The sequence below is a fragment of the Rhizocola hellebori genome, from assembly GCF_016862955.1.
GTDB classification, from domain to species: Bacteria; Actinomycetota; Actinomycetes; order Mycobacteriales; family Micromonosporaceae; genus Rhizocola; species Rhizocola hellebori.
Map to the genome: position 1 here is coordinate 32592 of NZ_BONY01000024.1, position 23231 is coordinate 55822.

The following is a 23231-nucleotide window of genomic DNA, read 5'->3' on the forward strand; positions in this document are numbered from 1 at the left end:
GTGCAATATCACCATGTCGACGTGTTCAGCAGCCGGCCCTACAGCGGCAACAGCTTGGCGGTTTTCGCGCAAGCCGACGGCCTGACCGGGGCCCAGATGGCGCAGATCACCAAGGAGCTGCGGCACTTCGAGTCCATCTTTCTCGTGCCGCAAGGCCCAATGTGGACGGCCCGGGTCTTCGACCTGCTGGACGAGCTCGACTTCGCGGGGCATCCGGTGATCGGCGCGGCCTGCGTGCTGCACGCGTTGCACGGCTTGGCCGATGAGCAGACCTGGACGATACAGCTCAAAGCCCGCACGGTGGGCGTCACGACGCGGCGAGGATCGCGCGGGCGCTACACCGGCGTGCTCGACCAGGGTCCGGCAGCGTTCCTTGGCCGGCCCGATTCGGCTTCGATCGCGTCGTGGTTCTCGTTGCGCCCGTCTGATCTCGACCCCGATCTGCCGCCGGAGATAGTCAGCACCGGGCTGCGCTACCTGGTGCTGCCCGTGCGGGGCACCGCGCTGGAAAGCGCGCGGATCACCATCGATCTTGGCATTCCGCTTGACGGCATTGGCGCCCAGTTCGCGTACCTGTTGGATGCCAGGCAGATGGAAGGGCGGCATTGGAACAACGACGGCGTCGTCGAAGACGTGGCGACCGGAAGCGGCGCGGGCTGCGCGGCCGCATACCTGCGCCGCCATGGCCGGATCGGGGATGGCGAGGCGGCCACTTTGCATCAGGGCCGCTTCACCGGCCGTCCCAGCCAGATGACGATCGCCGCTTTCGGTGAGGGCGAGGACATCCGGTCGGTGCACGTCGGCGGCGATGTGGTCTTCGTCGGCACCGGACGGTTACGGGAACTGCCTCAATGATCAGCTATGGGCCGCAAGTCATCCGGGCCGCCGTGGGCTATGAGGAGCTGCTCGAGCCGGTGTCGGCCGCGCTCGCCGACTTCAGCCGGGGGCTCGGCGACTCGCCGATGGCGGTCTTCGCCCCGGCCGGGCCGGAAGGCGATGTGCACGTCAAGTCCGCGTGGCTGCCGGGACGAGCGGTCTTCACGGTCAAGGTGGCCACCTGGTTCAAGGAGCGGGCGAGGCGCGGTGGCACACCGGGTTCGGGGCTCGTCGCGGTCTTCGACGCGCAGACCGGAGACCTGGTGGCGCTACTGCGCGATGAGCATCACCTGTCCGATGTGCGCACGGCCGCGGCCGGTGCGCTGGCCGCCCGTGCTCTGGCCCGCCCCGACTCCGATGTGCTCGGCGTGCTCGGCACCGGGGTCCAGGCCTACTTGCAGGTGCTGGCGGCCGCGGACGAGTTGCCGATCACCGAGGTGCGGGTGTGGGGACGCCGGGCCGGCCGGGTGGCGCGTTTCGCCGAGGCGGTCCGCGCGCGGCGTCCCGACCTGCGGGTGACCCCGGTATCCAGCCCGCGGTCGGCCTGTGCGGAGGTAGACCTGTTGGTTACCGCGACCGCCAGCACCGAGCCGCTGGTGGACGAGGCTTGGCTCGCAGCGGGCGTGCACGTCACCGCGGTGGGTGCGGACGATCCGAGCAAGGCCGAGCTGTCCGCCGGGTGTTTGCGGGCCGCCGATCGGCTCGTGGTGGACAGCCGCGACCTCGCCCATACCCGGGCCGCCCGCGATGACGTGGCCGAATTGGGGGAAGTCCTTTGCGGATCGGCGCCTGGCCGCCGGTACCCAGAAGAAATCACCATCTGTCAGCTGATCGGACTGGGCGTCCAGGATCTCGCCGCCGCGGAGGTCGCGCTGAACCTGTTGCGCGACAACGCTCCGGTCAGAAACCGGCCACCGGCCAGCGCTGAAGACCTACGGAGAGGCGAGTTGTCATGACGATCCGACCGGCCTATCTCGCCGCGGCGCAGGCGGCGGCGACGCTGCTGGCGCAACCTGCCGTCGCCGCGTCGTGGGATCAGCCCAGCGCGCTGGAGCTCTACGCGGTCAGCGGGCTGGCCGGTCATCTCGCCGGCCAGATCTTCTTTGCTGGCAAGGCATTAGGCCTGCCCGAGCCCGACCCTGAGCCGATCGCTCTGCTCGAATATTACGATCGGGTGGACTGGATCCGATCCGGCCATGACAGCGAAACACATCTGCGTATCCGCAACGGCTCCATGCTCAACGCTGTCGACGGTCCTGCCGCACTGGCCTCCCGCGTGCAGGCCGCTGTGGTTGGGCTGCCACAGATCCTTGAGGCGACACCGACGTTGCGCCGCGTTCAGTTGCCCACCTGGCAGTGGGCGCTCACCTTCGACGACTTTCTGCTCAGCCGCCTGGTCGAGCTCGCGGTGCACCTCGACGATCTCGCGGTGAGCGTGGGTGTGCCGACCCCGCCACTGCCGGGAGAGGTCACCGGCCCGGTCCTGGAGCTGCTGGTCAGCCTGGCCACCCGTAAGCACGGCGAGGTCGCGCTGCTGCGCGCGCTCAGCCGCACCGAACGCGCGCCGGCGACTATCGCCGCCTTCTGACCGAAGCGCTTGCTGAACGAAGGGACACGTATGACCGACGAGACCGGTCGCGGGGCGATTGCTGCCACCCCGCACACGCCGGCCGGGGCCCTCTCCGCCTGGCTGCGCGATCTTGAGGCGGGATTCCTTGCCAGGGCACAAAATCTGGATGCGGAGCGGCTCGCCTTCCGGCCGGATCCCGGGGGCAACAGCGTCGGCGTGACCCTGTGGCATTTCACCCGCTGGCTCGACGTCGTCGCGCATCGCGTGTGGGTCGACGGCGAAGCCGGCGACGAGCTGTGGCACGCGCGCGGCTGGGCGCGGCAAACCGGTTACGACCCAAGCGGTCTGGGCCACGCCGGGCTGGGCGTGGTCACCGGCTACACCCTCGCGGAAGTCAACGCGATCCCCAATTTCGACGCGGTGCTGCTAACCGACTACTTCGGCTCGGTGGCCGACGATCTGCAGGACCTGTTGCACAGCAACAATTCAGAAACCCTGCACGGGATCGCACCCGGCCTGGGCGGGCAGTGGAGTCGCTACACCTGGATTTCCGTGGTGCTGCAAGGAAGTTTTGGCCATCTCGGCGAAATCGACGCCCTGCTCGCCATGCGGCAACGCAACCTGGAAGCCGGCCGGTGAGCCCGAAACGGGCTCACCGGGGCTTTTGTCACTCTGCGAAGGCCCTGCCCAGGACGCGGCAGGTGGCGGTGGCTGTCTTGGTGGGGTCGCTCTCCGAGGTGGCGGTTACCCGAACCTGGGTACCGGCCAAGGCGCCCGGCGAGCGCTTGACGTAGACCAGCACCGGCACGGTCTGGCCGAACCCGGCCGAGACAACGGTCGCCGGCAGGAAGGTCGTCCAGCCTGTTCCGTTGGCGGCCGCGGTGATCCGGTAAACGTCGGAGTTGGCGTATGCGGCGACGTCCTCCGGGTGACCGGGTGGCACAGCCCCGGCCCGGCCGGTGTTGTGCACGGGAACAGTGCAGGTGGTCCAGCCCTCGAGCGGTGGGGATACCCCGGCGGCGGCGCTCACCGCCACGCCACGCTCATGCGGGCCGGAGCCGTCGAGCGAGCGTACGGCCACGGTGTAGGTCAGCACGCCGGAGCTGTCGCGGTGGAGGCCGAGCACATAGACGTGCAGCCGGTTGGCCTGGTCGACGTATTCGTATTCGCTGCCGGACTCGGTGCCGGCGTGGAACAGCGCGTCGGAGAGCTGCCGGTAGTCACCGATCGTCATCTTCTGCTGCGTGCCATCGGGACGCACAAAATCTGTCTGGTCGATGTCCTGCGGGTTGGCGTCGACGGTCCAGATGAACGGCGCCGCGTCGCGGTCCTTCGTCTTGGCCAGCAGCACACCCGAGTCGGGGGTGAACGAGTCGAAGCCCATCCGGTCGATGACCTCGACGGTGTAGTTGTTATAACCGCCGCCGTCGCACAGCGGATCGGCGTTGACATCGCAGGCGAGGCTGCGGTCCCCGCCGTCCAGGGCGACATTGAGCCCGCTGAGCCCGGCCGCGCCGGGTCGGACAGAACGCGCGGTGACCTGAGCGACCACGACACCGGAACCAGCCAGGGCGTCGCGGGAGAGCCGCAGCACGTTCTGCTCATCGACGATACCGAGCTTCATCTTGTTGCGCAGCATGTGCTGTGCGCCCATCGAAGCACCCGCGGTGGCCGGGATGAGCCACCGGCTGTGCGGCCCGCCGGGGCCGTTGAAGGTGCCCCGGTCGAGCATCTCCCATGGCCCGCTGTAGGCGCGGCGAGCCGGTACCGAATACGGGTTGTTGTAGTTGTCGCCGATGCCGAGGATGTGGCTGAACTCGTGGGCGAACACGGACATCCCGGAGCTTTCCGCTTGCGTCGAGCTGCCGCCGCCCGCGTTGGGCCACAGGTTCGCCGACGCCTGCCAGGAGGTCCACTCGATGTATCGGGTGAAGTTCCACTTGGGCAGCGCGGGGTCCGGCGGGCCCCACTGCGGTGTGACCTCTTCCTTGCTGCGGAACTTCATCTCGCCGAACTCCTGCCAGGTCGACGACTCGTCCTGACCCGCGCTGAGGTAGAAGATGAACTCGTACTGTGCGGCCACGTCCGGGCCTATGTCGGCGATCCAGGCGGCACGGGCGTCGGTACGCGGGTTGCGCTGACACGTGTCGCCGGCCGGGCAGCCCGCACCGCGCTGGAAGTCGGCTATCCCGTACTCGTGGCTCTTGGCCGGCATCTGGTACACGCCGAACGCGGACAGCTCGATCCCTAGCCGGCCACCGGAATCCTCCATCCAGTACTCGTGAATGGTGTGACCGCGGTTGAGTTCGCTCGGCACGTTGAGGAAGCTGCGATAGAACTCGGGGACCTGTGCCCGGGGGACGTCGTGCACGGTCGTCGGGTTGCCGTAGATGGTGGAGTTGGCCGGCTGGGTGACTGCGAACGGCTGGTTCGGATAGTCGATCAGCACGAGCGCCCCCTTGAACGTGCGCACCGAGCCGCGTACGGCCGGGTCCGCCCAGTTCGTGCCGGGGACCGCCCGATAGTCGTCCCAGGTCATGGTGTCGGGCTGTTCGAAGTTCTGCGGATCGATGGGCTGGGGTTCACCCACCGCGAAGATCCGGGGTCCGGCCTGCGCCCGTTGCCAGGGTTGCGTCTGCGGCCAGTGCCGCATCTGCCACGGGTTGGGGGTCGGCGCGGGCGGCGGGTCGGCGGCGGCGGTCGCGGGTGTCGCCACCATCCCGCCCAACACCAGCGTCACCGCCGCAGCCGATGCCGCGCCTCTTCTCCAGGTGATCATCGTGCTCCTCCTCGACGAGTAAGCATTCGACATAGGGAAATAGATAACTCCCTGAGGGCGGATCCTACCCGGGCCAAGGATCCGCGCTGGGCTGGAAAATCGGGTGCGGGCGGGGGTCGGGGCTGGCTAGGCTGGTCGCCCCAATCCCCGTCGAAAGTTGAGGCTTGCTGTCTCATGTCCGGAGATGCCCAGATTCAGGCTGAACGAGACTATCTAGCCGCGGCGCGGGCCGCGCTGCTGGCGATGCACGAGGACGTTGTCGCCACCGAGACTCCACTGACCAGCTCCGAGGACAACAACTACGCCTGGCAGAACAACCTCTACCTCCAGGTGAGGGCCGAGCGCGCGGTGGCGCTGATCGATCTGCCGGGCGTGCCGCTGTTCTTCGGGCGGCTCGATTTCGAGCCGGGCGTGGTTTACACGACCGACCGGGTGTACATCGGACGACGCCACGTCCACGACAGCGTCGGTAAACCGATGGTCGTGGATTGGCGTGCGCCGATCAGCACCGCCTTCTACCGGGCCACCCGCAGCGACGCGCAGGGGGTCAGGTTGCGCCGCCGCTACGGCTTCTCCGACACCGCGGAGCTCACGGCCTATGAGGACGAGCCGTTGGTGGGCCAGCCCGGCGGGTTCCAAAGCGCACTGGTCATGGAGCAGATAGAAAGGCCCCGCAGCGGGCCGATGCGCGACATCGTCGCCACGATCCAGCCCGAGCAGGACGATCTGGTGCGCGCGCCCACCCAGCCGGCGCTTTGTATTCAGGGCGCGCCGGGGACAGGCAAGACCGCGGTCGGCTTGCATCGCTTGGCCTATCTGCTTTACACCGAGCGGGAAAGGCTGGGCCGGCACGGTGGGGTCGCCGTGGTCGGGCCCAACCGTTCCTTCCTGACCTACATCCGCCATGTGTTGCCCGCGCTGGGCGAGGTCGACATCATTCAGACCACCGTCGAGGACCTGATCGGCCGCGACTCGGCGCTGCGGGGCGAGCAGGCGCCGACCGCCCGCCTCAAGGGCGAGGCCCGCATGGCCGCGCTGCTGCGAAGGGCATTGTGGGCGCACATCAGCCCGCCCAGTGAAGACTTCACGTTTCTCAAAGGCTCTATCCGGTACCGCGTAGGAAATGGCCGAATCCAAGAGATGATCGAATCCTTGCGGGGCAACACGCGCTATGGCGCCGGGCGCGATGCCGTGGCACAGCGCCTGGCCCACCTCGTGCTGTTGCAGATGGAGCGGCGTGGCGCGGTTCCCGACGACCGCGATCAGGAGGCCGTGGCCAGATCCAAGCCGGTCAAACAGTTCCTGGAATCGGTGTGGCCCAAGCTGATCCCGCAGCAGGTGCTGTTCCGGCTCTACTCGCAACCGTCGTTTCTGGCCTCGTGCGCCGAAGGCGAGCTGACCGAAGCGGAGCAACAGCTGCTCACCTGGGCCAAGCCCTACCGCTCGTGGAAGTCGGCGCAATGGTCGGCGGCGGACAGCGTGCTGCTCGACGAGCTGGCCGACCAGATCGAGCGCGGGCCATCGCTGGGTCATCTGGTCGTCGACGAGGCACAGGACCTCAGCCCGATGCAATGCCGTGCGCTGGGGCGGCGGTGTGTGAGCGGATCGGTCACCGTGCTCGGTGACATCGCGCAGGGGACCTCGGTGTGGGCGATCGATGATTGGCCGCAGCTGCTGGAGCACCTGGGCAAGCCGGATGCGCGGCTGGCCGTGCTGGAGCAGGGATTCCGGGTGCCCGCGCAGATCCTGGACTACGCGGCGAGGCTGCTTCCCCAGATCGCTCCCGGCCTTGGCGTCCCCACCTCGGTGCGCCACGCCAACGGGTCGCTGCAGGTCACGCAGACCCGCGAGCTCGGGGCGGCCGTGGTGGCGGCGTGCCGGCTCAGGCTGAACGAGGAGGGTTCCATCGGGGTCATCGCCCCCGACGCCGACATCGCGTCTGTCCACAAACGACTATGTGCCGAGGGCTTGCAGGCGGCCCTGCTCGGCGAGACGGAAGACGCCCTGGAGGTCTCGCGGCTGGTGTGCGTGCCCGCGACGCTGGCCAAGGGCCTGGAGTTCGACGCGGTCGTGGTCGCCGAGCCGGCCCGGATAGTGGCCGCCGAGCCGCGCGGGATCCAGCGTCTTTACGTGGCCTTGACCAGGGCCGTAAGCAGCTTGCACGTCATCCACACCGAGCCCCTGCCCGATGCGCTCGCGTCCTGAGGGTTCGACGTTGGTCTATGCTCTTGTGCAGACCGCGGACAGCCGGTCGCCGACCGGCGCCGCGAGCGAACCTGTCTGGGAGGGGCTATGACGGAGATTCGGCAGTACCTCGCCGAGGAGGTTGCGGAGGATCTCGCCGACGGCATCATCACGCGCCGGGAAGCGGTACGCCGCCTGGGCCTGATGGGGGTGACCGGCGCGGCCGCGACCGGGCTGCTGGCCACGGTGGCCACCGGGGCGCCGGCCGCCGCGGCCTCCGGCGACCGCGATGGCGAGCACGGCGGGACGGAAACGAGCTGGGCCCCGGTGGCCCGGGAATCGATCACTTTCACCGGACCGCGGGTGCCGCTGATGGCCGCCTGGGCACCCGCTGTCAAACCGCGCGGCGGCGTGCTCGTCATCCACGAGAACCGCGGGCTCAACGAGCACATCCGCACGGTCGCCGGCCGGCTGGCCGCCAGCGGTTACTCCGCCCTCGCGTTGGATCTGCTCTCCGAAGAGGGCGGCACCGGCGCGTTCCCCGGCGAGGCTGAGGTCGCGGCGGCGCTGGCCCAGATTCCGCCGGAACGCTTCGACGAGGACATGCAGGCCAGCGTGACCGAGCTCAAGCGCCGCGTCCGCGGCAAGAAGCTGGCCGCGATCGGGTTCTGTTTCGGCGGCGCGATGGTGTGGCGTCTGCTGGCCGCGGGCGAGTCGCGCCTGGCTGCGGCGGCGCCCTTCTACGGTCCGTTCCCGACGGGAGGCAATCTCGCGGGTGCCCGCGCGGCCGTGCTGGGGGTCTACGGCGGGCTTGACGCCCGCGTCAACGCGTCGCGGCCCGTCGCCAAGGCCGCGCTCGAGGCGGCCCGGCTCAAGCACGAGCTGCTCACCTTCACCGAGGCCGATCACGCCTTCTTCAACGACACCGGAACCCGCTTCAACCCGCATGCCGCGATCGAAGCCTGGCGCCGGGCGCTGAACTGGTTCGACGCCGCCGATCATCATCACGGCGACTAGCCGGCCCACCACACCACCGGAACCGCCCGTCGACGACGGGCGGTTCCGGTTTTCCGTAGCCCGTTTGCGTAGTTCTGCGGAAGGCGCAAACCGTTGGCTCGCTTAGCTTTGGCCTACCCCGCTACCTCGGGTGTTCCCTATGAACGGAGCTATTCATGCACCCACCCCTGACAAGGCTGGCCGTCGCGCTCGCCCTCGTCGCCAGCGCTGTGGCCGTGCCGGCCACCGCCTTGGCGAGCGAGGGCGGCGCCCCGGTCTCGGCGCTCTATGCGCAGGCCATGACGCGTGATCTGGGCGTCGACGCGACACAGGTCGAGGCACGGCTCGCCGTCGAACTGAAGGCGGCCAAGACCGAGGAGAAGCTGTCGCAGTCGCTGGGCAGCAGCTACGGCGGCGCGTGGTTCGACGAAAGCGCGTCGACATTGGTCGTCGGCATCACCGACGCCAAGCAGGCCGCCCGGGTCGCAGCGGCCGGCGCTACCCCGAAGCTGGTCAAGCACAGCGTGGCTCGGCTTTCCGCGTCCAAGAACGCGCTCGACCGGGCACCGCGCCCGGCCGCGTCCGACATCACCAGCTGGTACGTGGACCCGGCGACGAACAGCGTCGTGGTCACCGCCCGGCCCGGCGCCGACAACGCGGTGAAGGACTTCATCGCCGCGAGCGGCGCCGACCGCACCACGGTCAAGGTGGAGCAGGCCACGGCCAGCTACCACACCACCATCGACTCCTTCCCGGCCACGGAATGGGCCATCTACGGCGGTAGCGCCCTGCTGCTGCCCAACGGTTCGTGCAGCAGCGGTTTCGCGGTGTGGCGCGCGTCGGACGGGGTCTTCGGCATGACCACCGCCGGGCACTGCGGCACGGTCAACACCCCGGCGACATTCCGGATTGTCAACGGGCCGCTGACCGAGCAGGGCACCTTCCGCAATTCGATGTTCCCGGGCTCGGGCGACATGGCCTTTGTTTCGCACGACAGCTACCAGTTCGAGGGAACCGGCTTCGTGCTGCAGCAAGTGCTCGACTACACGGGCCGGGCGATCCCGGTCGACGGCCTGCAAGAGGCCGCGGTCGGCGCTTCGATCTGCCACTCCGGCATCTCGACCGGGTTCCGCTGCGGGCGCATCACCGCCCGCAACGTCACCGTGAACTACGTCGAAGGCCCGGTCACCGGGCTGACCCAGACCTCGGCCTGCGGTGACTTCGGCGACTCCGGCGGCCCCTACCTGGCCGGCACCCAGGCGCAGGGAACTGTCTCCGGTGGTGACCGCGGCTGCTCGTCTGGCGGGCGGATCACCTTCTTCCAGCCCATCCGGCCTGTGCTGCAGGCCTACGGGCTCAACCTGATGACCCGCTTCGGCCCGATGCCGGGCTGAGGCATCCAGAACCCGGAGGTGGCCGTGGCCCGCGCCACGGCCACCTCCGCGCGTTCCAGCCAACGCCTTCGGCGTGTGCGGTAGCGGTGGCTGGGTAATATGTGGGCGTCGATTTCCGGGCCGGGGAGGTGAGGGTGACCGAACCCCCGGACCGCCGCCAGAGGATGGCCACCGGCGCTCTGTTCAGTGTGCTGGTCCTCTTCTCGGGTGCTCTGCAGGCGCTCTTCGAATCGAGTGAGGGCCCGCTGCGCTGGGTGTTCCTGTTCCTGGCCTCGCTGCTGGTCGGCCTGATCCCGTTCACGCCCTCCTGGCAAGGGATCTACACGTGGATGTCGCGGTGGCGCACCGTGCGCTGGCGGCATCTGCTGCGCCGCGGTCTGGTCTGGACGCTGGCCATGGCCGGCACGGTGGCGCTGGGGGCGATCGCTGTGCCGCTGGCCGCGGACTTCACCGAGCGCGCCCGGGTGCGGCTGCAGGGGTGCCCAAACGCCACCCAGCTGATCATGGTGGCCGCGCCCGAGGACGTCACCACGGCTCGTGAGCTCGCCAGCGCCTTCGAAGCCGATACCGCCGGCCGCCGGTACGGCTGCCCGAGCGCGGACATCCAGGTCTACCCGGAGACCCCGGCCCTGGTTCGCCAAGCGCTGCAAGGCGGCTGGTCTCCCGACGATCTGCGCTCCATCGGCGCCCGGCCCGACCTGTGGCTGCCCGGGTCCACCCGCCAGGCGCTGATGCCACCCGATCCACTCGTCCCGGCCGACGAGTCGACCATCGCGTCGACCCCGATCGTGCTGGCCGTTCCACCTTCGCTGCTGGTCGATCCCAGGCTGCTGGACCTGCGCCGGAGCCTGCTCTGGAGCACGCTGATCGAGCGGGCCGAGGCCCTGCACTGGACGGTGCAGCGGCCCGATCCGCAGCTGTCCGCGGCGGCCGAGCTGGCGACCGTCAAGCTCTACACCGATGGGAGCGTGCTGATCGACCGGGCCAAGGCGCGGCAGCTGGAGAAAGTCCTGTTGCCTCCCAAATCCCCAGCCAGCGGTGTCGACCTGCTGTGCGGGCAACCCACCAGCGCAGTGATCGTGACCGAGCAGCAGATGGTCCGCTACAACGCCGGGCGTCTGGACTGTCCTCGCCCCCTTGCGCCGAACCCGTCGTGGCGCGCTTTCTACCCGGCCGAACTGACGCCGGTGCAGATGCCTCTGCTCCGGTTCAGGTGGCCGGATGCCGGGGACGATCAGGCCCGCGAGGCAGCCGAATTCGTGCGATGGCTGGGCACCACGGCGGGGCGGGAGGCGCTCAACAACTCCGGGCTGCGGCCCATCGGTGGCGGTCACCTACGGGATCCCCTCTCCGATCGCTACGGCGTCCTGTCGGTGTCCTACGGGCGTGAGCCACCGGCACCCGAGGTTTTCGAGGCGGTGGCAGCTTTGCGGGCGCAGGCCCAGCGGCCGGCCCGGATCCTGCTCGCGCTCGACGCTTCCGGTTCGATGAACCAGCCCGTCTCCGGTGCCGGGCTGACCCGGATCGACCTGGCCAAGCAGGGGATAGTGGGCGCGCTCAAGCACATCGGGCCGGGCGACGAGCTCGCGTTGTGGAGCTTCCAGGGTACGGGTGGGCCGACCCGGCTGACCGAGTTCGCCGGCGACGGCGCAGCCGTCCAGGCCGCGTTGGCCGGGGTAATGCCTTCGGGCAGAGCGCCTCTGTATCAATCCATTGTGGACGGAGTGAGCGCGCTGGCCCCGCCGGATCCGGATCGGCACACCGCGCTGGTCGTGTTGACCGATGGCGAGGACGACTCGGGCAGCAGGATAAGCCGCCAGCAGCTGCTCGATGCCGTGAAGGGCCGCGGGGTGAAGGTGTTCGCGGTGGCCACAGGGGAAGCCAGCTGCGCCACGCAAATCATCATCGAGGTGACCGAGCAGACCGACGGCCGCTGTTTCGAGGTCGGTGTGGCCAGTCTCGATGCCCGGCTGAGCGCCATGTTCGAGGTCCTCTGGGGAGGGAGCTGAGATGCTGAAAGCCGCCTGGCAAGCCGCGCGTCGTGGATGGGGCTGGACCGGTTTCCTGGCCGGGGTGGCCGCCGGGACAGCGCTGACCGTGCTGGCCATACAGATCGTGGTGCCCCAGCTGGCCGGCACCGGCTGGGAGCCGGGCGAGCTGGTCATTCTGAGCGGGAAGGACGAGAGCACCGGCGGCCAGCGCGACCAGCTGATCGGGCGGTGGAACGCGATGGGAGGCGGGCGGCCCCGGGCCCGGCTGGAGATCGTCGACGGCGACACCAACCGGCAGCGGGCCGAGATGGTCAAGCGGGCGCAGGGCGACGGCGTCCGGGTCGACATCTACAACCTGGACGTGATCCTGATGGAGGAGTTCCGCAGGTTCAAATACATCCGCCGGCTCGACGATCACCTGGTCACCGATCGCGGCAGCTTCCTGCGCAACCCGCTGCGCACCTGTGAGGACAGCTCGGGAAAGCTGTGGGCGCTGCCGTTCAACACCGACGCCGGGCTTCTTTACTATCGCGACGATCTGACCGGTCCGGCAGCTACCCTCAACAGCCTGCCCGCCTTGGGCGCCGCGATCGGCAAGGTTTTGGACTCGGGTGCCTCTTTGTCTGCCGGGTACGCCGGTCAGCTCAAGGAATATGAAGGCCTGACGGTCAATGCGCTGGAGGCGATCTGGGCCGCGGGCGGTCAGGTGGTGGACGGCAACGGCAACGTGGTCATCGACTCCCCGCAGGCACGAGACGGGTTGAAGTGGCTCGCCGCCGGGCTTCGCCTCGGCAAACCGCAAATCATCCTGCCCGAGTCGCGTGGGTTCGATGAGAGAAACACCGCGGAGGCGTTCGCCGCCGGGCAGATCGCGTTCATGCGCAACTGGCCGGTGTGGCACAACTGGCTCAAGGAGCGGGTCACCTTTAGCTTCAGCGTGGCCCCATCCCGGGGCCGAGTGTCCTAGGTGGACAGAACCTGGCGATCGCGGCCAACAGCGACCAGCCGCGGGCGGCGCAGGCGCTGATCGACTTCCTCACCGGTGAGCTGAGCCAGCAGATCCTGTTTGAGCGCGGTGGCCTGCCCGCGACCCGGGCGGGCGTGTACAGGGATGCCGATGTGCTCAAGAGCCACCCCTATGCCGGTCAGCTGCTGATCGCGATCAACGCCGCGAGCCGGCGGCCGGATACCGCCCACTACGCCACCTTCAGCGAGGTTTTCGCGCGCGGGGTGCGGCAGGCCCTCGACAACGGAGGTGAGCCGCCACCGGGCTTCACCGAAGAACTGGCCGACGCCTTGCGGGGCATCAGGCACTAGGGCGCCGCGCTGTCCATGATTCGACAGGTCCATTGCTGACGTGCTCGACCGGAAGTCGTATCTCCATTCATCGATCCATTGCTATAGTTCGCTGCTTGGAAGGATCAAACAGGTGAAGGAGTTGTGATGCGTCGAGTACGTGCGGCCGCGGTCATCGCAAGCATTGCCCTGGGGTTGGTGATGGGGGCCGGATCCCCGGCACAGGCGGCGGTGGCGCCCAGCGGCGGGGTGTCGGTCAACTACCAGTTCGGGATGTACTACTCGCAATGGGCCTGCCAGTACTTCGGCAACAGCCTTGTCCAAGGTGGAGCGTTCCACTCATACAGCTGCGTCTACCAGTACTACCAGCCCGACAACGCCTACTACTGGTTCCTGTACGTGTACTAGGCCCGGGTTGTGGTACGTTCGGGTGTCGCCAAGAGCAATTGCGAGCTGAGGAGGTGAGACCGATCAACGCTTTGACAGATCGGGGCCGCCTCCCTCGCACCGCCTAGGGAGTGCCCCGCAGCAGGCATCCCGAAAGGCTTGACACCCATGCGTTTCACCTCTCAGACGTCGTCCGGCGACGTCACTGAACAGCTGTTCACCCTCGACGGCGCCTTCGGCGAGGTCCCCGGCGTGCTGTGGACGCCGGCCGGCGCCGAAGGAGCCCGCGCTCTGATCCTGATGGGACACGGCGGCGGGCAGCACAAGAAAGCACCGGGCATCGTGGCCCGTGCCCAGCGCTTCGCCGCCGAATGCGGCTACGCGGTGGCCGCCCTCGACGTGCCCGGCCATGGCGACCGGCCCAAGACCGAGGAACACCACCGGATCATCGGCGAGCTGCGTAGCCGCGCCCAGACCGGAGGCAACGTGACTGCGGTGGTCGCCGAATTCCACGCCCTGCTGTCCACCCAGACCGTGGTGGAATGGGCAGCGGCCTTGGATGCGCTGCAGGCACTTCCGCACATCGGCCCCGGCCCGGTCGGCTACTGGGGGATGTCGATGGGCTGCGGGCTCGGCGTTCCCTTCCTCGCCGCCGAACCCCGCATCCGCGCCGCGGTGCTGGGTTTGAACGGGGCGGAGACCTCGGCGCAGGCCGCCGCACAGGTCAAGATTCCGGTGGAGTTCCTGGTGCAGTGGGACGATGAGCTGGTGCCGCGCGCGGCGAGCCTGGCGCTGTTCGACATCCTCGCCTCGACCGAGAAGACACTGCACGCCAATCCGGGCAAGCATGCGGAGATTCCAGCTTTCGAGCTGGACAGCACGCTGCGGTTCTTCGCCCGGCACCTGACCTGATCGTTGGGGTGCCGGTTCAGCCGGTGAAGGACTCTGGTCCGAAGCGGCCCCACGCCACGAAACCGGCCAGGGCGAGGTAGACCAGGTCCGCCATCAGATATCCGAACTCGCGACGCCGGATGCGGGTGATGGCGGCCCCGATCATGACCACCACCAACCCCAGGGCGGCCAGCGGTACCAGAACCGGCGCGATGCCAAGCGCGGCGGGCAGGATCAGGCCCAGGCCGCCCAGCACCTCCACGGCACCAATGGCTTTGACGCTGCCCGCGCTGAAGTCTTCGGCCCATCTCGCGCTGGGGCCGAACCCGACGATCTTCTCCTTCGGCAGGATCAGCTTGAAACCGCCGCCGGCCACGTAGGCGATGGCGAGCAGTCCGGCGACTATCCACAGGGCGACGTTCATGAGGGTTTCCCTCCGTAAGGGCGAGCTGTTCGCACACAGGACACCGGTGACCCGCTGCTTGTGACAGCCGGTTACCGGTGTCACAAAACGGCGGGGCCCGGTGTCTTGTGGTGAGACACTCGACAGCGAGCAGAGGAGGAGTCCCGCATGGCCATCGACGGCGGCCTGGACCCTGCCACCGAGGCCTTTGTGGCCCACCGCAACCTGCTCTTCACCGTCGCCTACGAGATGCTCGGCTCGGCCGCCGACGCCGAGGACGTCCTTCAGGAAACCTGGCTGCTGTGGGCGAAGGTCCCGCTCGGCGACGTGCTGGACCGGCGCGCCTACCTGGTCCGGATCACGACCCGCCAGGCGCTTAACCGGCTGCGCACGCTCAGCCGGCGCAGGGAGTCCTACGTCGGCCAGTGGCTGCCCGAGCCGCTGCTGACCACACCCGATGTGGCGCAGGACGTCGAGCTGGCCGACAGCTTGTCGATCGCGATGCTGCTGGTGCTGGAGACGCTTGCGCCGACCGAGCGGGCGGTGTTCGTGCTACGCGAGGTATTCGCTCTGGAGTACGGCGAGATCGCCGAAGCCGTCGGCAAGACCCCTGCCGCGGTCCGGCAGATCGCCCACCGAGCGCGGGCACATGTCGCCGCCCGCCGCCCGCGTGAGGTCGTTTCCCAGGCGCAGACCCGCACCGCGGTGGAGGCCTTCGCCCGGGCGGCCGCGACGGGCGACCTACAGGGCCTGCTCGACATCCTGGCGCCGAACGTCGTCGTGCTGAGCGACGGCGGCGGAATCAAACAGGCCATGCCACGGCCCGTTGTCGGCGCGGCCAGGGCTGTTCGCCTGCTGGCCGCCGGGCTGGCCGTGGTCGGTCCCGCGATGACGCTGGAACGGGTGCAGGTCAACGGCTGCCCGGCGCTCATCATGCGGCTCGACGGTGAGCTCGAGAGCGTCATGGCGGTGCACGTGGAGGATGGCCGCATCGCCGGGGTCTACGTGGTGCGCAACCCGGAGAAACTGTCGCGTGTGGAGCGCCAGAACGCGTTGACCCGCTGAGCTTCCGGTCAGCGCTGCCGGAAACCCGGCCGGCAGATGTGGGCCACACCCGCGGCGATGGTGACTTTCGGAGCGTCCCGGCAGGACGTCTCGAATTCCCAGCCCTGGAAGCTTGAGCCCGGCGCGGGACGTGCCTCGAGCCGAACCTGGGTTCCGGCCGGGAAGAAGACGTTGTTGCACGCGCCCGTGGTGGTGGTCGCCGTGAAGACACAGTCGACTCCGGGCGGCTGGGAGGTGACCCTGCCCCCGCCGGTGCCGCCGCGCGCCAGCGAAATGCTGCCCCGGTTGGCCTGCGACCCGGTCGTGACGGTGACGATGGCGTACTTGGTCACTCCACCGGCCACGCCGATGATGAGCGCCGACTGCGGGTTGGGCACCACGAACGTGGTCACCGGGAAGCTTGCCGAGACCGCTCCGGCGGCCACCGTGACGCTCGACGGCACGGTAGCCGCCATCGTGTTGTCGCTCGTCAAGGGAACGGCCAGCCCGCCGGCCGGGGCTGCCGAGGTGAGCGTCACCGTGCCGGTCACCGGCGTTCCACCCACGACAGTGCCCTGGCTGACGGCGACCGCCGCCAGCGCGGGCGCGGCGGCCACCGCGCCGGGCGCGGCAGTGCCGGCCACCGGGAACCCCAGCGCCAACATCGAGGCGGCCACGAAAGGTACAAGACCCGTCTTGATCATCGCACTCCCATCATTGCCCGTGTGTCTACAGGGTCAATGACATTCACGTCCCGAGCGTGCCCGCGGTTCGACGCGTCGGCCGGAGCCAGCCTGCGCCACGAAAACGGTGGATTCCACCTTTGGGAGCGGGCGATGACCAGCCCCTACGATATGAACAACTTTGGATGCATCGCCGGCGGATGGGGTACCGACCATGTGGAGAACCGGAAAACTCGCCCTCGCCCTGACCCTGACTCTGACCGCCGCGGGCATCACGGTCGTGGCGACCTCTATCCCGGCTGCGGCGGTGGACCTGTCGGTTAGCCAGGCCATCGCCACCCAGGACGGCCGATCCGCTTCCGTCATCGGATACGTGGTCGGGCAACCGATCGCGGATACCACCGTGCTGCGGTCGGGTTTCACCGGCGACACCGCGCTGGCGCTGGCCGACTCGGCGAGCGAGACAAGCACCGCGCGGATGCTGTATGTGCAAATCACCGCCGGGTTCCGGGCCTCGTTCGGCCTGCAGACCAACCCCTCGCTGATGGGGCGCAGGCTCGTCGTGGCCGGGCAGCTGACGCCCTACTTCACTCCCCATTCCGGGCTGAAGTCTCCGACGTCGATGAGTTTGGCCGGCACCACGCCGCCCACCAGTCCGGCGCCCACTCCGACCGGGCCTATCGAGGCTTACTACGCGGGCGCGGCCGGTAAGACCGGCACCGCTTTGCGGACAGCGCTGCACAACATCATTAGGGTGCAGACCGCCATCTCCTACGACCAGGTGTGGAACGCGTTGAAGGACACCGATCAGGACCCCAACAATTCCAACAATGTCATCCTGCTCTACTCCGGACGGTCGCAGAGCAAGGCGACGAACGGCGGCGGCGTCAACGACTGGAACAGAGAACACGTCTGGGCCAAGTCGCACGGCGATTTCGGCACCGCCACCGGGCCCGGCACCGACGTCCATCACCTGCGGCCGGAGGACGTCACGGTGAATTCCGCGCGTGGCAACAAGGATTTCGACATCGGCGGATCGCCGGTCAGCGAGGCGCCGGGCTGCCTGACCGACAGCGACTCGTTCGAGCCGCGCTCGGCGGTGAAGGGCGATGTGGCCCGGATGATCATGTACATGGCGATCCGGTACGAGGGCGACGACGCCTGGCCCAACCTCGAGCTCAACAACGTGGTGGGCAACGGGTCCGCGCCGCGGATGGGCAGGCTTTCCGTCCTGATGCAGTGGCACCAACAGGATCCGCCCGACTCGTTCGAGCGGCGTCGCAACGACCGGATCTACGCGGCCTGGCAGCACAACCGCAACCCCTTCATCGACCACCCCGAGTGGGCGGCGTCGATCTGGGGCTAACACGAATCAGCGGATCAACACGGTGCGTCTCGTTTGCCCTAAAGTGGACAAATGAGACGCACCGTGTTGCCGGTAATGACGATCGCCGCGCTGGCGGCCACCACCAGCTGGGCCGCCCCGGCGCAAGCCGGCCCTCGGACCGCCGGATGTGACGCGACCGCGCGACCGCACGGCACGGCGGCGCAAATCGTCGGCATCACCGAAGCGGCAGCGCAGGAGCTGGACCTGAGCGCTGCCATCGTCCGGGTGACCGTGCGTGGGCACGAGGTCGTGACCGCCGCCGTCGGCGAGTCGATGACCGGCATCCCCGCCACCGCGGACATGCGTTTCCGTGTCGGATCGGTCGGCATCGCCTATCTGAATATCCTTCTGCTGCAACTGGTCGACAGGGGAACGGTGACGCTGGACGACCCGATCGCGCGCTGGCTTCCGTCGCTTCCGGCGGCGGACAGGGTCACCCTTCGTATGTTGGGCTCCAGCACTTCCGGGTACCCCGATTACGAGAGCTACCAGCCGTTCGTCGACCGGCTTTACGCCAACCCGTTCCAGCACTGGACCGAGCAGGAGCTGATCGACCTCGCCCTGGCCCGCGATCCGTGGTACGAGCCGGGCACGAACTGGAGCTACTCCCACGCCAACTTCGTCATCCTTGGCCAGATTCTCGAACTCATCACCGGTACCCCACTGAAAAAGCTCATGCGCCAGAACGTTGTGAACCCGCTTGGCCTCACCGCCACCACGGCGCAGGACAGCGCGGTCATCCCGGATCCGGTGCTGCACAGCTACGACACCGAACGTGGCCCGTTCGAGGACTCGACCTACTGGAACCCGTCGTGGACCACGGCCGCCGGCGCGATCCTCACTTCGAACATCTGCGATCTGGCGGTCTCCGCGCGGGCCGTCGGCACCGGCAGCCTCATTTCGGCGGACTCGCTGCGCGAGCAACTGAACCCGGGCACCGTGGGTCTGGGCGGGCCAACCGAAACCTGCCCCGACACGATCTGCATCGCCCAGACCGAAGAGCACCACTTCGGGCTCGGCGTCATCGTCCAGGACGGCTGGATCCTGCAGCGGCCTTCGTTCGCCGGCTACTCGGCCGTCCAGACCTACTTGCCCGGCAAGGACATCGCCATTGCCGTCGCCACCACCCGCGGCCCCACCACCACTGGGGTGAACACCGCCCAGGACATCGCCACCCGGATCGCCGACCTGCTCACCACCGACAACGGCTACTCGGCCTGACCGATATCAGGCGCCGGGCAGATAGGCGCGGCGGGTGCGCCATTGGCTGGGGCTGTCACCGAAGCGGTGGCGAAACCAGCGGGAGAAGGCGCTGGGTGCGGCGAACCCGAGCAGCTCGGAGATTTCGGTGAGCCGGTAACGGTCGTTGGAGAGGTAGCGCTCGGCGAGGCCGGCCCGGGTGGCGTCCACAATGGACGTGAAGGTCTCCCCGTTGTCGGCCAGGTGCCGGTGCAGGGTTCGCCGGTCGACGCCGATGGCGCGGGCCACCTCGTCGGCCGCGCAGCGCCCGGTGGGCAGCAGCACCTCTACCAGATCGCGGACCCGGCCGGAGGTGGTGACGCCCTTGGGCGTGCCCAGCGAGCGCAGGGTTTCGTCGGTGCGTGCGCGGGCGGTGGGGTCGGAGTGCACGTTGGGCGCGTCGAGATCCTTGGCGTACATGATGAGTCCGGTGAAGCTGTGGCCAAATTGAATCCGCGGGCCGAGCAGCGCGGTGTGGGTCTGCATCCGGGCCGGGGCGCTGTGCGAGAAGCAGACCGATAGCGGCTGCCAGGTGGGGCCGAGGAACTCGCGGATGATGGCGTGCAGCGCCGCGACGGCGAGCTCTTCGGCCTGCCGCGACGGCGCCGGCTCGCCGAACTCGAGCCACATGCGCACGGTGGCGAGCCCGTTCACCTCCGCCATGCGGATGCGCAGCGCCTCGTTGTAGCTGTGCTCGTAGCGCATCAGCAGATCGATGGCGTTGCGCAGGCTCGGCTCGTCGCGCAGCACCAGGCTCAGCGGGCCCAATGTGGACAGTCGGCGGAACTCGGCGAGCCTGAGCCCGAAGTCTTCCAGCCCGCTGGCACGGGCGGACAGCTCGAGGAGGCGGGCGACGCTGACCGCGGGGACCCACTTGTCGGGCGCGGCCAGGTCGGCCGGATCGAGGCCGATCGTGCCCATCAGTGCCCCGGGATCGAGCTCCAGCGCCTGGGTCAGCTCCAGGTAACCGCTCAACGTCGCGTATCGCAGCGAAGGCCGCATTTCTCCCCTCAAATGTCCCGTAGGGATAAGAAATCTGTCCCCGTTAGTAAAGCATGTGGCGGGCGTCACGCCTACTGTTGCTGCATTACAGCAGGCCAGGGCCGGACCGCCCCGGGGCATTCGAGGAGTTTTTCGTGGCGCAGGCAATCCGATTCCACCGGCCGGGCGGACCTGAAGTTATGCAATGGGAGTCCGTGGAGGTTGGCACCCCGGGGACGGGTCAGGTCAGGCTCCGGCATGTGGCCGTTGGATTGAACTTCGCCGACACCTACTTCCGCAGCGGCCTCTACCCGGCAGCGTTGCCGGCGGGGATGGGCGTTGAGGCGGCGGGTGTCGTCGAGGCGGTCGGCCCTGGCGTGTCTGTATTCAAGGAGGGCGACCGGGTCACCTACACCGGAAGCCCGCTCGGCGCTTACAGCACGCAGCGGGTGATGCCCGCGGCGTCGCTGATCAAGTTGCCGGACGGCATCCCGTTCGAGACCGCGGCCGCCATGACGATGCGGGGACTGACGTCGGCCTACCTGTTGCGGCGCATCGCCACCCTGATCCCGGGCGACACGGTGCTGCTGCACGCCGCGGCCGGGGGAGTGGGCCTGATCTTCACGCAGTGGGCGAAGCTGCTCGGCATCAACGTGATCGGCACCGTCTCCACCGAGGAGAAGGCGGAGGTGGCCCGGCAATACGGCTGCACCCACACCATCGTCTATCCGCGCGAGGATGTGGCCGCCCGGGTCCGCGAGCTTACCGATGGGGCGGGGGTGCCGGTGGTGTACGACAGTATCGGCGCGACCACCTTCCAGCAGTCCCTGAATTCGGTGAAGCGGCGCGGTCTGCTGGTCTGCTTCGGGACAGCGTCAGGCCCCATCCCGCCCATCGACGCGATGCAGCTGGCGATAAAGGGCTCCGTCTTCGTCACCAGGCCGGCCCTCGCCGACTACATCGCCGACCCCCGTGAGCGCGCGGAATTGGCGGGCGAGCTTTTCGGCCACGTCGAGTCCGGCCGCATCAAGATCGAAATCAATCAGCGCTATGCGCTAGAAGACGCCGTGCAAGCCCACCGAGACCTGGAAGCGGGTCGCAGCATCGGCTCGTCGGTCTTCCACCTCTAGCCAGCAGGGAGACGCCATGCAGGCCACCTTTGACGTGACCACCCCGCGCCCAGGCCCCGGCTCGATCGAGGTGCACCCGCTGACCGTGCACATCGGCGCCGAGCTGCGCAACGTGAACCTGGCCGACGTCGCCCGCGACGACGACCTCTTCGCACAGCTCAAAACGCTTCTGCTGCAACACAAAGTGCTGTTCCTGCGCGATCAGGACATCAGCCGCGCCGAGCATGTGGCGCTGGCCGAGCGGTTCGGTCAGCTCGAGGACCATCCGGTGGCGGGCAGCGACCCGGAGCACCCCGGGCTGGTGCGCATCTACAAGGACCTCGACAGCCCGGCCGAGCACTACGAAAACGCCTACCACTGCGACGCGACGTGGCGGGAGGCGCCGCCGATGGGGTGCGTGCTGCGCTGCGTCGAGACGCCACCGGTCGGCGGCGACACCATCTGGGTCAACATGGCCCAGGCCTACCAACGGTTGCCGCGCGACGTCAAGGAACGCATCGAAGGTCTGCGGGCCCGGCACAGCATCGAGGCGAGTTTCGGCGCCAACATGCCCATCGAGCAGAGACTGGCGCTGCATCAACGGTTTCCCGATGCGGAGCATCCGGTGGTGCGTACCCATCCGGAGACGGGCGAGAAAGTGTTGTTTGTCAACGCTTTCACCACCCACTTCACCAACTTCCACACCCCGGCCAACGTCCGGTTCGGGTTCGACTACTCGCCCGGCGGCGGTGAGCTTCTGCACTACCTGATCCGGCAGGCGGCCGTGCCCGAGTACCAGGTGCGGTGGCGCTGGACCCCCAACAGCTTCGCGATCTGGGACAACCGCTGCACCCAGCACTACGCCGTTCAGGACTACTGGCCCGCCGTGCGCAAGATGGAGCGCGCTGGGGTCATCGGTGAGAAAACCTTCTAAGGCCTAGGAGACCCCATGCATTTCCACGACGATGCCCTCTTCCCGGAGAACCAGGACAAGCTTGTCATCACCGCGGCCCCCTACGGGCCCGAGTGGGAGCCGGCCGACTTCCCCGAGGACCTTCCGGTCACCATGGACCAGCACGTCCAGGCCGCGATCGATTGCTACAACGCCGGCGCCACCGTGCTGCACATCCACGTGCGCGAGCTGGATGGCAAGGGTTCCAAGCGGCTGTCGAAGTTCAACGAGCTGCTCGGGCGGCTGCGCGAAGCCGTACCCGACATGATTCTTCAGATCGGCGGCTCGATCTCCTTCTCCCCCGAAGGCGAGGGTGCCGACGCCAAGTGGCTCAGCGACGACACCCGGCACATGCTCGCCGAGCTGGACCCGAAACCGGACCAGGTCACCATCGCCATCAACACCAACCAGATGAACATCGTCGAGCTGATGACCTCCGATGACATCGCCGGTACCTCGATCCAGCGGCCCGAAATCTATGAGGCCTACCGCAACATGTATGTCCCGGCCGACCCGGCCTGGGTGCAGGAGCACCTCAAGCGGTTGCGCGCCAACGGAATCCAGCCGCATTTCCAGCTGGCCAACGTGGCGCAGCTGGAGACGGTGGAAAGGCTGATCCGCCGGGGCGTCTACGCGGGGCCGCTCAACGTCACCTGGGTGGCGATCGGCGGCGGCTTCGACGGACCCAATCCCTACAACATGATGGAGTTCATCCGGCGGGTACCGGATGGAGCGATTCTCACGCTGGAGACGTTGATGCGCAGCGTGCTGCCGATCAACACGATGGCCATCGCGATGGGTCTGCACACCCGCTGCGGCAACGAGGACAACCTCTGGGGCGGCAAGGGCGAGAAGCTGACGTCGGTGGGGCAGATCGAGCAGCTGGTGAAGATCGCCGAGGTGCTCGGCCGCAAGATCGCGGACGGTAAGGAAGCCCGCGACATCTACCGGATCGGCGAGTACTACGACAGCGCCGACGAGACGCTCGCGAAGCTCGGCTACGCGCCGAATCGCAAGCCGGGCCAGGTCGGTTTCACCTTCCACGCCTGACGTGTGTGGGGTGCGTCGC

Annotated in this window: 22 protein-coding genes; 18 read left to right on the forward strand and 4 right to left on the reverse strand. The window is 68.2% G+C overall.

What is annotated here, in order from left to right:
• The 4 genes from Rhe02_RS20635 to Rhe02_RS20650 are packed head-to-tail and all read left to right on the forward strand — an operon-like array spanning position 1 to position 3085.
• The gene (locus Rhe02_RS20635; RefSeq protein WP_203909925.1) at positions 1-855 is read left to right on the forward strand and encodes a PhzF family phenazine biosynthesis protein; all 855 of its coding nucleotides are present in this window, start codon (positions 1-3) and stop codon (positions 853-855) included.
• Positions 852-1832 carry an ornithine cyclodeaminase family protein gene (locus tag Rhe02_RS20640; protein ID WP_203909926.1) on the forward strand — a complete coding sequence of 327 codons (981 nt, stop codon included), beginning with the start codon at positions 852-854 and terminating at the stop codon, positions 1830-1832. Before Rhe02_RS20635 ends, Rhe02_RS20640 begins: the two co-directional genes overlap by 4 nt.
• Positions 1829-2464 carry a maleylpyruvate isomerase N-terminal domain-containing protein gene (locus Rhe02_RS20645; protein WP_203909927.1) on the forward strand — a complete coding sequence of 212 codons (636 nt, stop codon included), beginning with the start codon at positions 1829-1831 and terminating at the stop codon, positions 2462-2464. Before Rhe02_RS20640 ends, Rhe02_RS20645 begins: the two co-directional genes overlap by 4 nt.
• 30 nt (positions 2465-2494) lie before the next feature.
• Entirely contained in the window at positions 2495-3085 is a 591-nt protein-coding gene (locus Rhe02_RS20650) for a DinB family protein (RefSeq protein ID WP_203909928.1), read from the forward strand.
• A gap of 28 nt (positions 3086-3113) precedes the next feature.
• Here the strand turns inward: Rhe02_RS20650 and Rhe02_RS20655 are convergent, their stop codons facing one another.
• Positions 3114-5225 carry a M6 family metalloprotease domain-containing protein gene (locus tag Rhe02_RS20655; RefSeq protein WP_203909929.1) on the reverse strand — a complete coding sequence of 704 codons (2112 nt, stop codon included), beginning with the start codon at positions 5223-5225 and terminating at the stop codon, positions 3114-3116.
• A 174-nt stretch (positions 5226-5399) separates the two neighbouring features.
• Between Rhe02_RS20655 and Rhe02_RS20660 the strand changes: the two genes are divergently transcribed.
• The 8 genes from Rhe02_RS20660 (at position 5400) to Rhe02_RS20695 (ending at position 14385) form a co-directional block, all read left to right on the forward strand.
• Complete coding sequence (locus tag Rhe02_RS20660) at positions 5400-7430, forward strand: HelD family protein (protein ID WP_203909930.1); 2031 nt, start codon at positions 5400-5402, stop codon at positions 7428-7430.
• Positions 7431-7517: 87 nt separating this feature from the next.
• Complete coding sequence (locus Rhe02_RS20665; RefSeq protein WP_203909931.1) at positions 7518-8426, forward strand: dienelactone hydrolase family protein; 909 nt, start codon at positions 7518-7520, stop codon at positions 8424-8426.
• 155 nt (positions 8427-8581) lie between these two features.
• Positions 8582-9799: a S1 family peptidase gene (locus tag Rhe02_RS20670; RefSeq protein ID WP_203909932.1), complete on the forward strand. Its 1218-nt coding sequence runs from the start codon at positions 8582-8584 to the stop codon at positions 9797-9799.
• A gap of 134 nt (positions 9800-9933) precedes the next feature.
• Positions 9934-11808, forward strand: coding sequence for a vWA domain-containing protein (locus tag Rhe02_RS20675; protein WP_203909933.1), 1875 nt, complete (start codon positions 9934-9936; stop codon positions 11806-11808).
• A 1-nt stretch (position 11809) separates the two neighbouring features.
• Positions 11810-12757: an extracellular solute-binding protein gene (locus Rhe02_RS20680; RefSeq protein WP_203909934.1), complete on the forward strand. Its 948-nt coding sequence runs from the start codon at positions 11810-11812 to the stop codon at positions 12755-12757.
• A 17-nt stretch (positions 12758-12774) separates the two neighbouring features.
• On the forward strand, positions 12775-13107 hold the full coding sequence (locus Rhe02_RS51165) for a hypothetical protein (protein WP_505973677.1): 333 nt from the start codon (positions 12775-12777) through the stop codon (positions 13105-13107).
• Positions 13108-13233: 126 nt separating this feature from the next.
• Positions 13234-13494 (forward strand): hypothetical protein, encoded by a 261-nt coding sequence (locus Rhe02_RS20690; RefSeq protein WP_203909935.1) that lies wholly within the window; start codon positions 13234-13236, stop codon positions 13492-13494.
• A gap of 147 nt (positions 13495-13641) precedes the next feature.
• Positions 13642-14385: a dienelactone hydrolase family protein gene (locus Rhe02_RS20695; RefSeq protein ID WP_203909936.1), complete on the forward strand. Its 744-nt coding sequence runs from the start codon at positions 13642-13644 to the stop codon at positions 14383-14385.
• A gap of 16 nt (positions 14386-14401) precedes the next feature.
• On the opposite strand, the gene Rhe02_RS20700 is transcribed toward Rhe02_RS20695, so the two are convergent.
• Positions 14402-14788, reverse strand: a complete 387-nt coding sequence (locus tag Rhe02_RS20700; protein ID WP_203909937.1) for a DoxX family protein — start codon at positions 14786-14788, stop codon at positions 14402-14404.
• Positions 14789-14935: 147 nt separating this feature from the next.
• On the opposite strand from Rhe02_RS20700, the gene Rhe02_RS20705 reads away from it, so the two are divergent.
• Positions 14936-15832 carry an RNA polymerase sigma-70 factor gene (locus Rhe02_RS20705; protein ID WP_203909938.1) on the forward strand — a complete coding sequence of 299 codons (897 nt, stop codon included), beginning with the start codon at positions 14936-14938 and terminating at the stop codon, positions 15830-15832.
• Between the two features lie 8 nt (positions 15833-15840).
• Here the strand turns inward: Rhe02_RS20705 and Rhe02_RS20710 are convergent, their stop codons facing one another.
• Positions 15841-16515 carry a hypothetical protein gene (locus Rhe02_RS20710; protein ID WP_203909939.1) on the reverse strand — a complete coding sequence of 225 codons (675 nt, stop codon included), beginning with the start codon at positions 16513-16515 and terminating at the stop codon, positions 15841-15843.
• Between the two features lie 193 nt (positions 16516-16708).
• Here Rhe02_RS20710 and Rhe02_RS20715 point away from each other — a divergent pair, with 193 nt between their 5' ends.
• Positions 16709-17860: an endonuclease gene (locus Rhe02_RS20715; RefSeq protein WP_203909940.1), complete on the forward strand. Its 1152-nt coding sequence runs from the start codon at positions 16709-16711 to the stop codon at positions 17858-17860.
• A gap of 51 nt (positions 17861-17911) precedes the next feature.
• Complete coding sequence (locus tag Rhe02_RS20720; RefSeq protein WP_203909941.1) at positions 17912-19102, forward strand: serine hydrolase domain-containing protein; 1191 nt, start codon at positions 17912-17914, stop codon at positions 19100-19102.
• A gap of 6 nt (positions 19103-19108) precedes the next feature.
• Here the strand turns inward: Rhe02_RS20720 and Rhe02_RS20725 are convergent, their stop codons facing one another.
• Complete coding sequence (locus Rhe02_RS20725; protein WP_203909942.1) at positions 19109-20122, reverse strand: AraC family transcriptional regulator; 1014 nt, start codon at positions 20120-20122, stop codon at positions 19109-19111.
• Positions 20123-20175: 53 nt separating this feature from the next.
• On the opposite strand from Rhe02_RS20725, the gene Rhe02_RS20730 reads away from it, so the two are divergent.
• From Rhe02_RS20730 to Rhe02_RS20740, 3 genes are read left to right on the forward strand one after another with little or no spacing between them, the layout of a single operon-like run.
• Positions 20176-21231 (forward strand): quinone oxidoreductase family protein, encoded by a 1056-nt coding sequence (locus tag Rhe02_RS20730; protein WP_275412630.1) that lies wholly within the window; start codon positions 20176-20178, stop codon positions 21229-21231.
• A gap of 16 nt (positions 21232-21247) precedes the next feature.
• A complete protein-coding gene (locus Rhe02_RS20735; protein ID WP_203909944.1) occupies positions 21248-22144 on the forward strand; it encodes a TauD/TfdA dioxygenase family protein in 897 nt (298 codons plus the stop codon).
• A 15-nt stretch (positions 22145-22159) separates the two neighbouring features.
• Positions 22160-23212, forward strand: a complete 1053-nt coding sequence (locus tag Rhe02_RS20740) for a beta-keto acid cleavage family enzyme (RefSeq protein ID WP_203909945.1) — start codon at positions 22160-22162, stop codon at positions 23210-23212.
• Positions 23213-23231: the final 19 nt, after the last annotated feature.

What these genes read in the sequence shown, in the direction of transcription:
- Rhe02_RS20720 (WP_203909941.1), top strand. Translation starts at nt 17,912, where the DNA reads ATGAGACGCACCGTGTTGCCGGTAATGACGATCGCCGCGCTGGCGGCC.
- Rhe02_RS20640 (WP_203909926.1), top strand. Translation starts at nt 852, where the DNA reads ATGATCAGCTATGGGCCGCAAGTCATCCGGGCCGCCGTGGGCTATGAG.
- Rhe02_RS20735 (WP_203909944.1), top strand. Translation starts at nt 21,248, where the DNA reads ATGCAGGCCACCTTTGACGTGACCACCCCGCGCCCAGGCCCCGGCTCG.
- Rhe02_RS20740 (WP_203909945.1), top strand. Translation starts at nt 22,160, where the DNA reads ATGCATTTCCACGACGATGCCCTCTTCCCGGAGAACCAGGACAAGCTT.
- Rhe02_RS20695 (WP_203909936.1), top strand. Translation starts at nt 13,642, where the DNA reads ATGCGTTTCACCTCTCAGACGTCGTCCGGCGACGTCACTGAACAGCTG.
- Rhe02_RS20690 (WP_203909935.1), top strand. Translation starts at nt 13,234, where the DNA reads ATGCGTCGAGTACGTGCGGCCGCGGTCATCGCAAGCATTGCCCTGGGG.
- Rhe02_RS20670 (WP_203909932.1), top strand. Translation starts at nt 8,582, where the DNA reads ATGCACCCACCCCTGACAAGGCTGGCCGTCGCGCTCGCCCTCGTCGCC.
- Rhe02_RS20665 (WP_203909931.1), top strand. Translation starts at nt 7,518, where the DNA reads ATGACGGAGATTCGGCAGTACCTCGCCGAGGAGGTTGCGGAGGATCTC.
- Rhe02_RS20645 (WP_203909927.1), top strand. Translation starts at nt 1,829, where the DNA reads ATGACGATCCGACCGGCCTATCTCGCCGCGGCGCAGGCGGCGGCGACG.
- Rhe02_RS20715 (WP_203909940.1), top strand. Translation starts at nt 16,709, where the DNA reads ATGTGGAGAACCGGAAAACTCGCCCTCGCCCTGACCCTGACTCTGACC.
- Rhe02_RS20655 (WP_203909929.1), bottom strand. Translation starts at nt 5,225, where the DNA reads ATGATCACCTGGAGAAGAGGCGCGGCATCGGCTGCGGCGGTGACGCTG.
- Rhe02_RS20710 (WP_203909939.1), bottom strand. Translation starts at nt 16,515, where the DNA reads ATGATCAAGACGGGTCTTGTACCTTTCGTGGCCGCCTCGATGTTGGCG.
- Rhe02_RS20650 (WP_203909928.1), top strand. Translation starts at nt 2,495, where the DNA reads ATGACCGACGAGACCGGTCGCGGGGCGATTGCTGCCACCCCGCACACG.
- Rhe02_RS20700 (WP_203909937.1), bottom strand. Translation starts at nt 14,788, where the DNA reads ATGAACGTCGCCCTGTGGATAGTCGCCGGACTGCTCGCCATCGCCTAC.
- Rhe02_RS20680 (WP_203909934.1), top strand. Translation starts at nt 11,810, where the DNA reads ATGCTGAAAGCCGCCTGGCAAGCCGCGCGTCGTGGATGGGGCTGGACC.
- Rhe02_RS20660 (WP_203909930.1), top strand. Translation starts at nt 5,400, where the DNA reads ATGTCCGGAGATGCCCAGATTCAGGCTGAACGAGACTATCTAGCCGCG.
- Rhe02_RS20725 (WP_203909942.1), bottom strand. Translation starts at nt 20,122, where the DNA reads ATGCGGCCTTCGCTGCGATACGCGACGTTGAGCGGTTACCTGGAGCTG.
- Rhe02_RS20705 (WP_203909938.1), top strand. Translation starts at nt 14,936, where the DNA reads ATGGCCATCGACGGCGGCCTGGACCCTGCCACCGAGGCCTTTGTGGCC.
- Rhe02_RS20730 (WP_275412630.1), top strand. Translation starts at nt 20,176, where the DNA reads ATGTGGCGGGCGTCACGCCTACTGTTGCTGCATTACAGCAGGCCAGGG.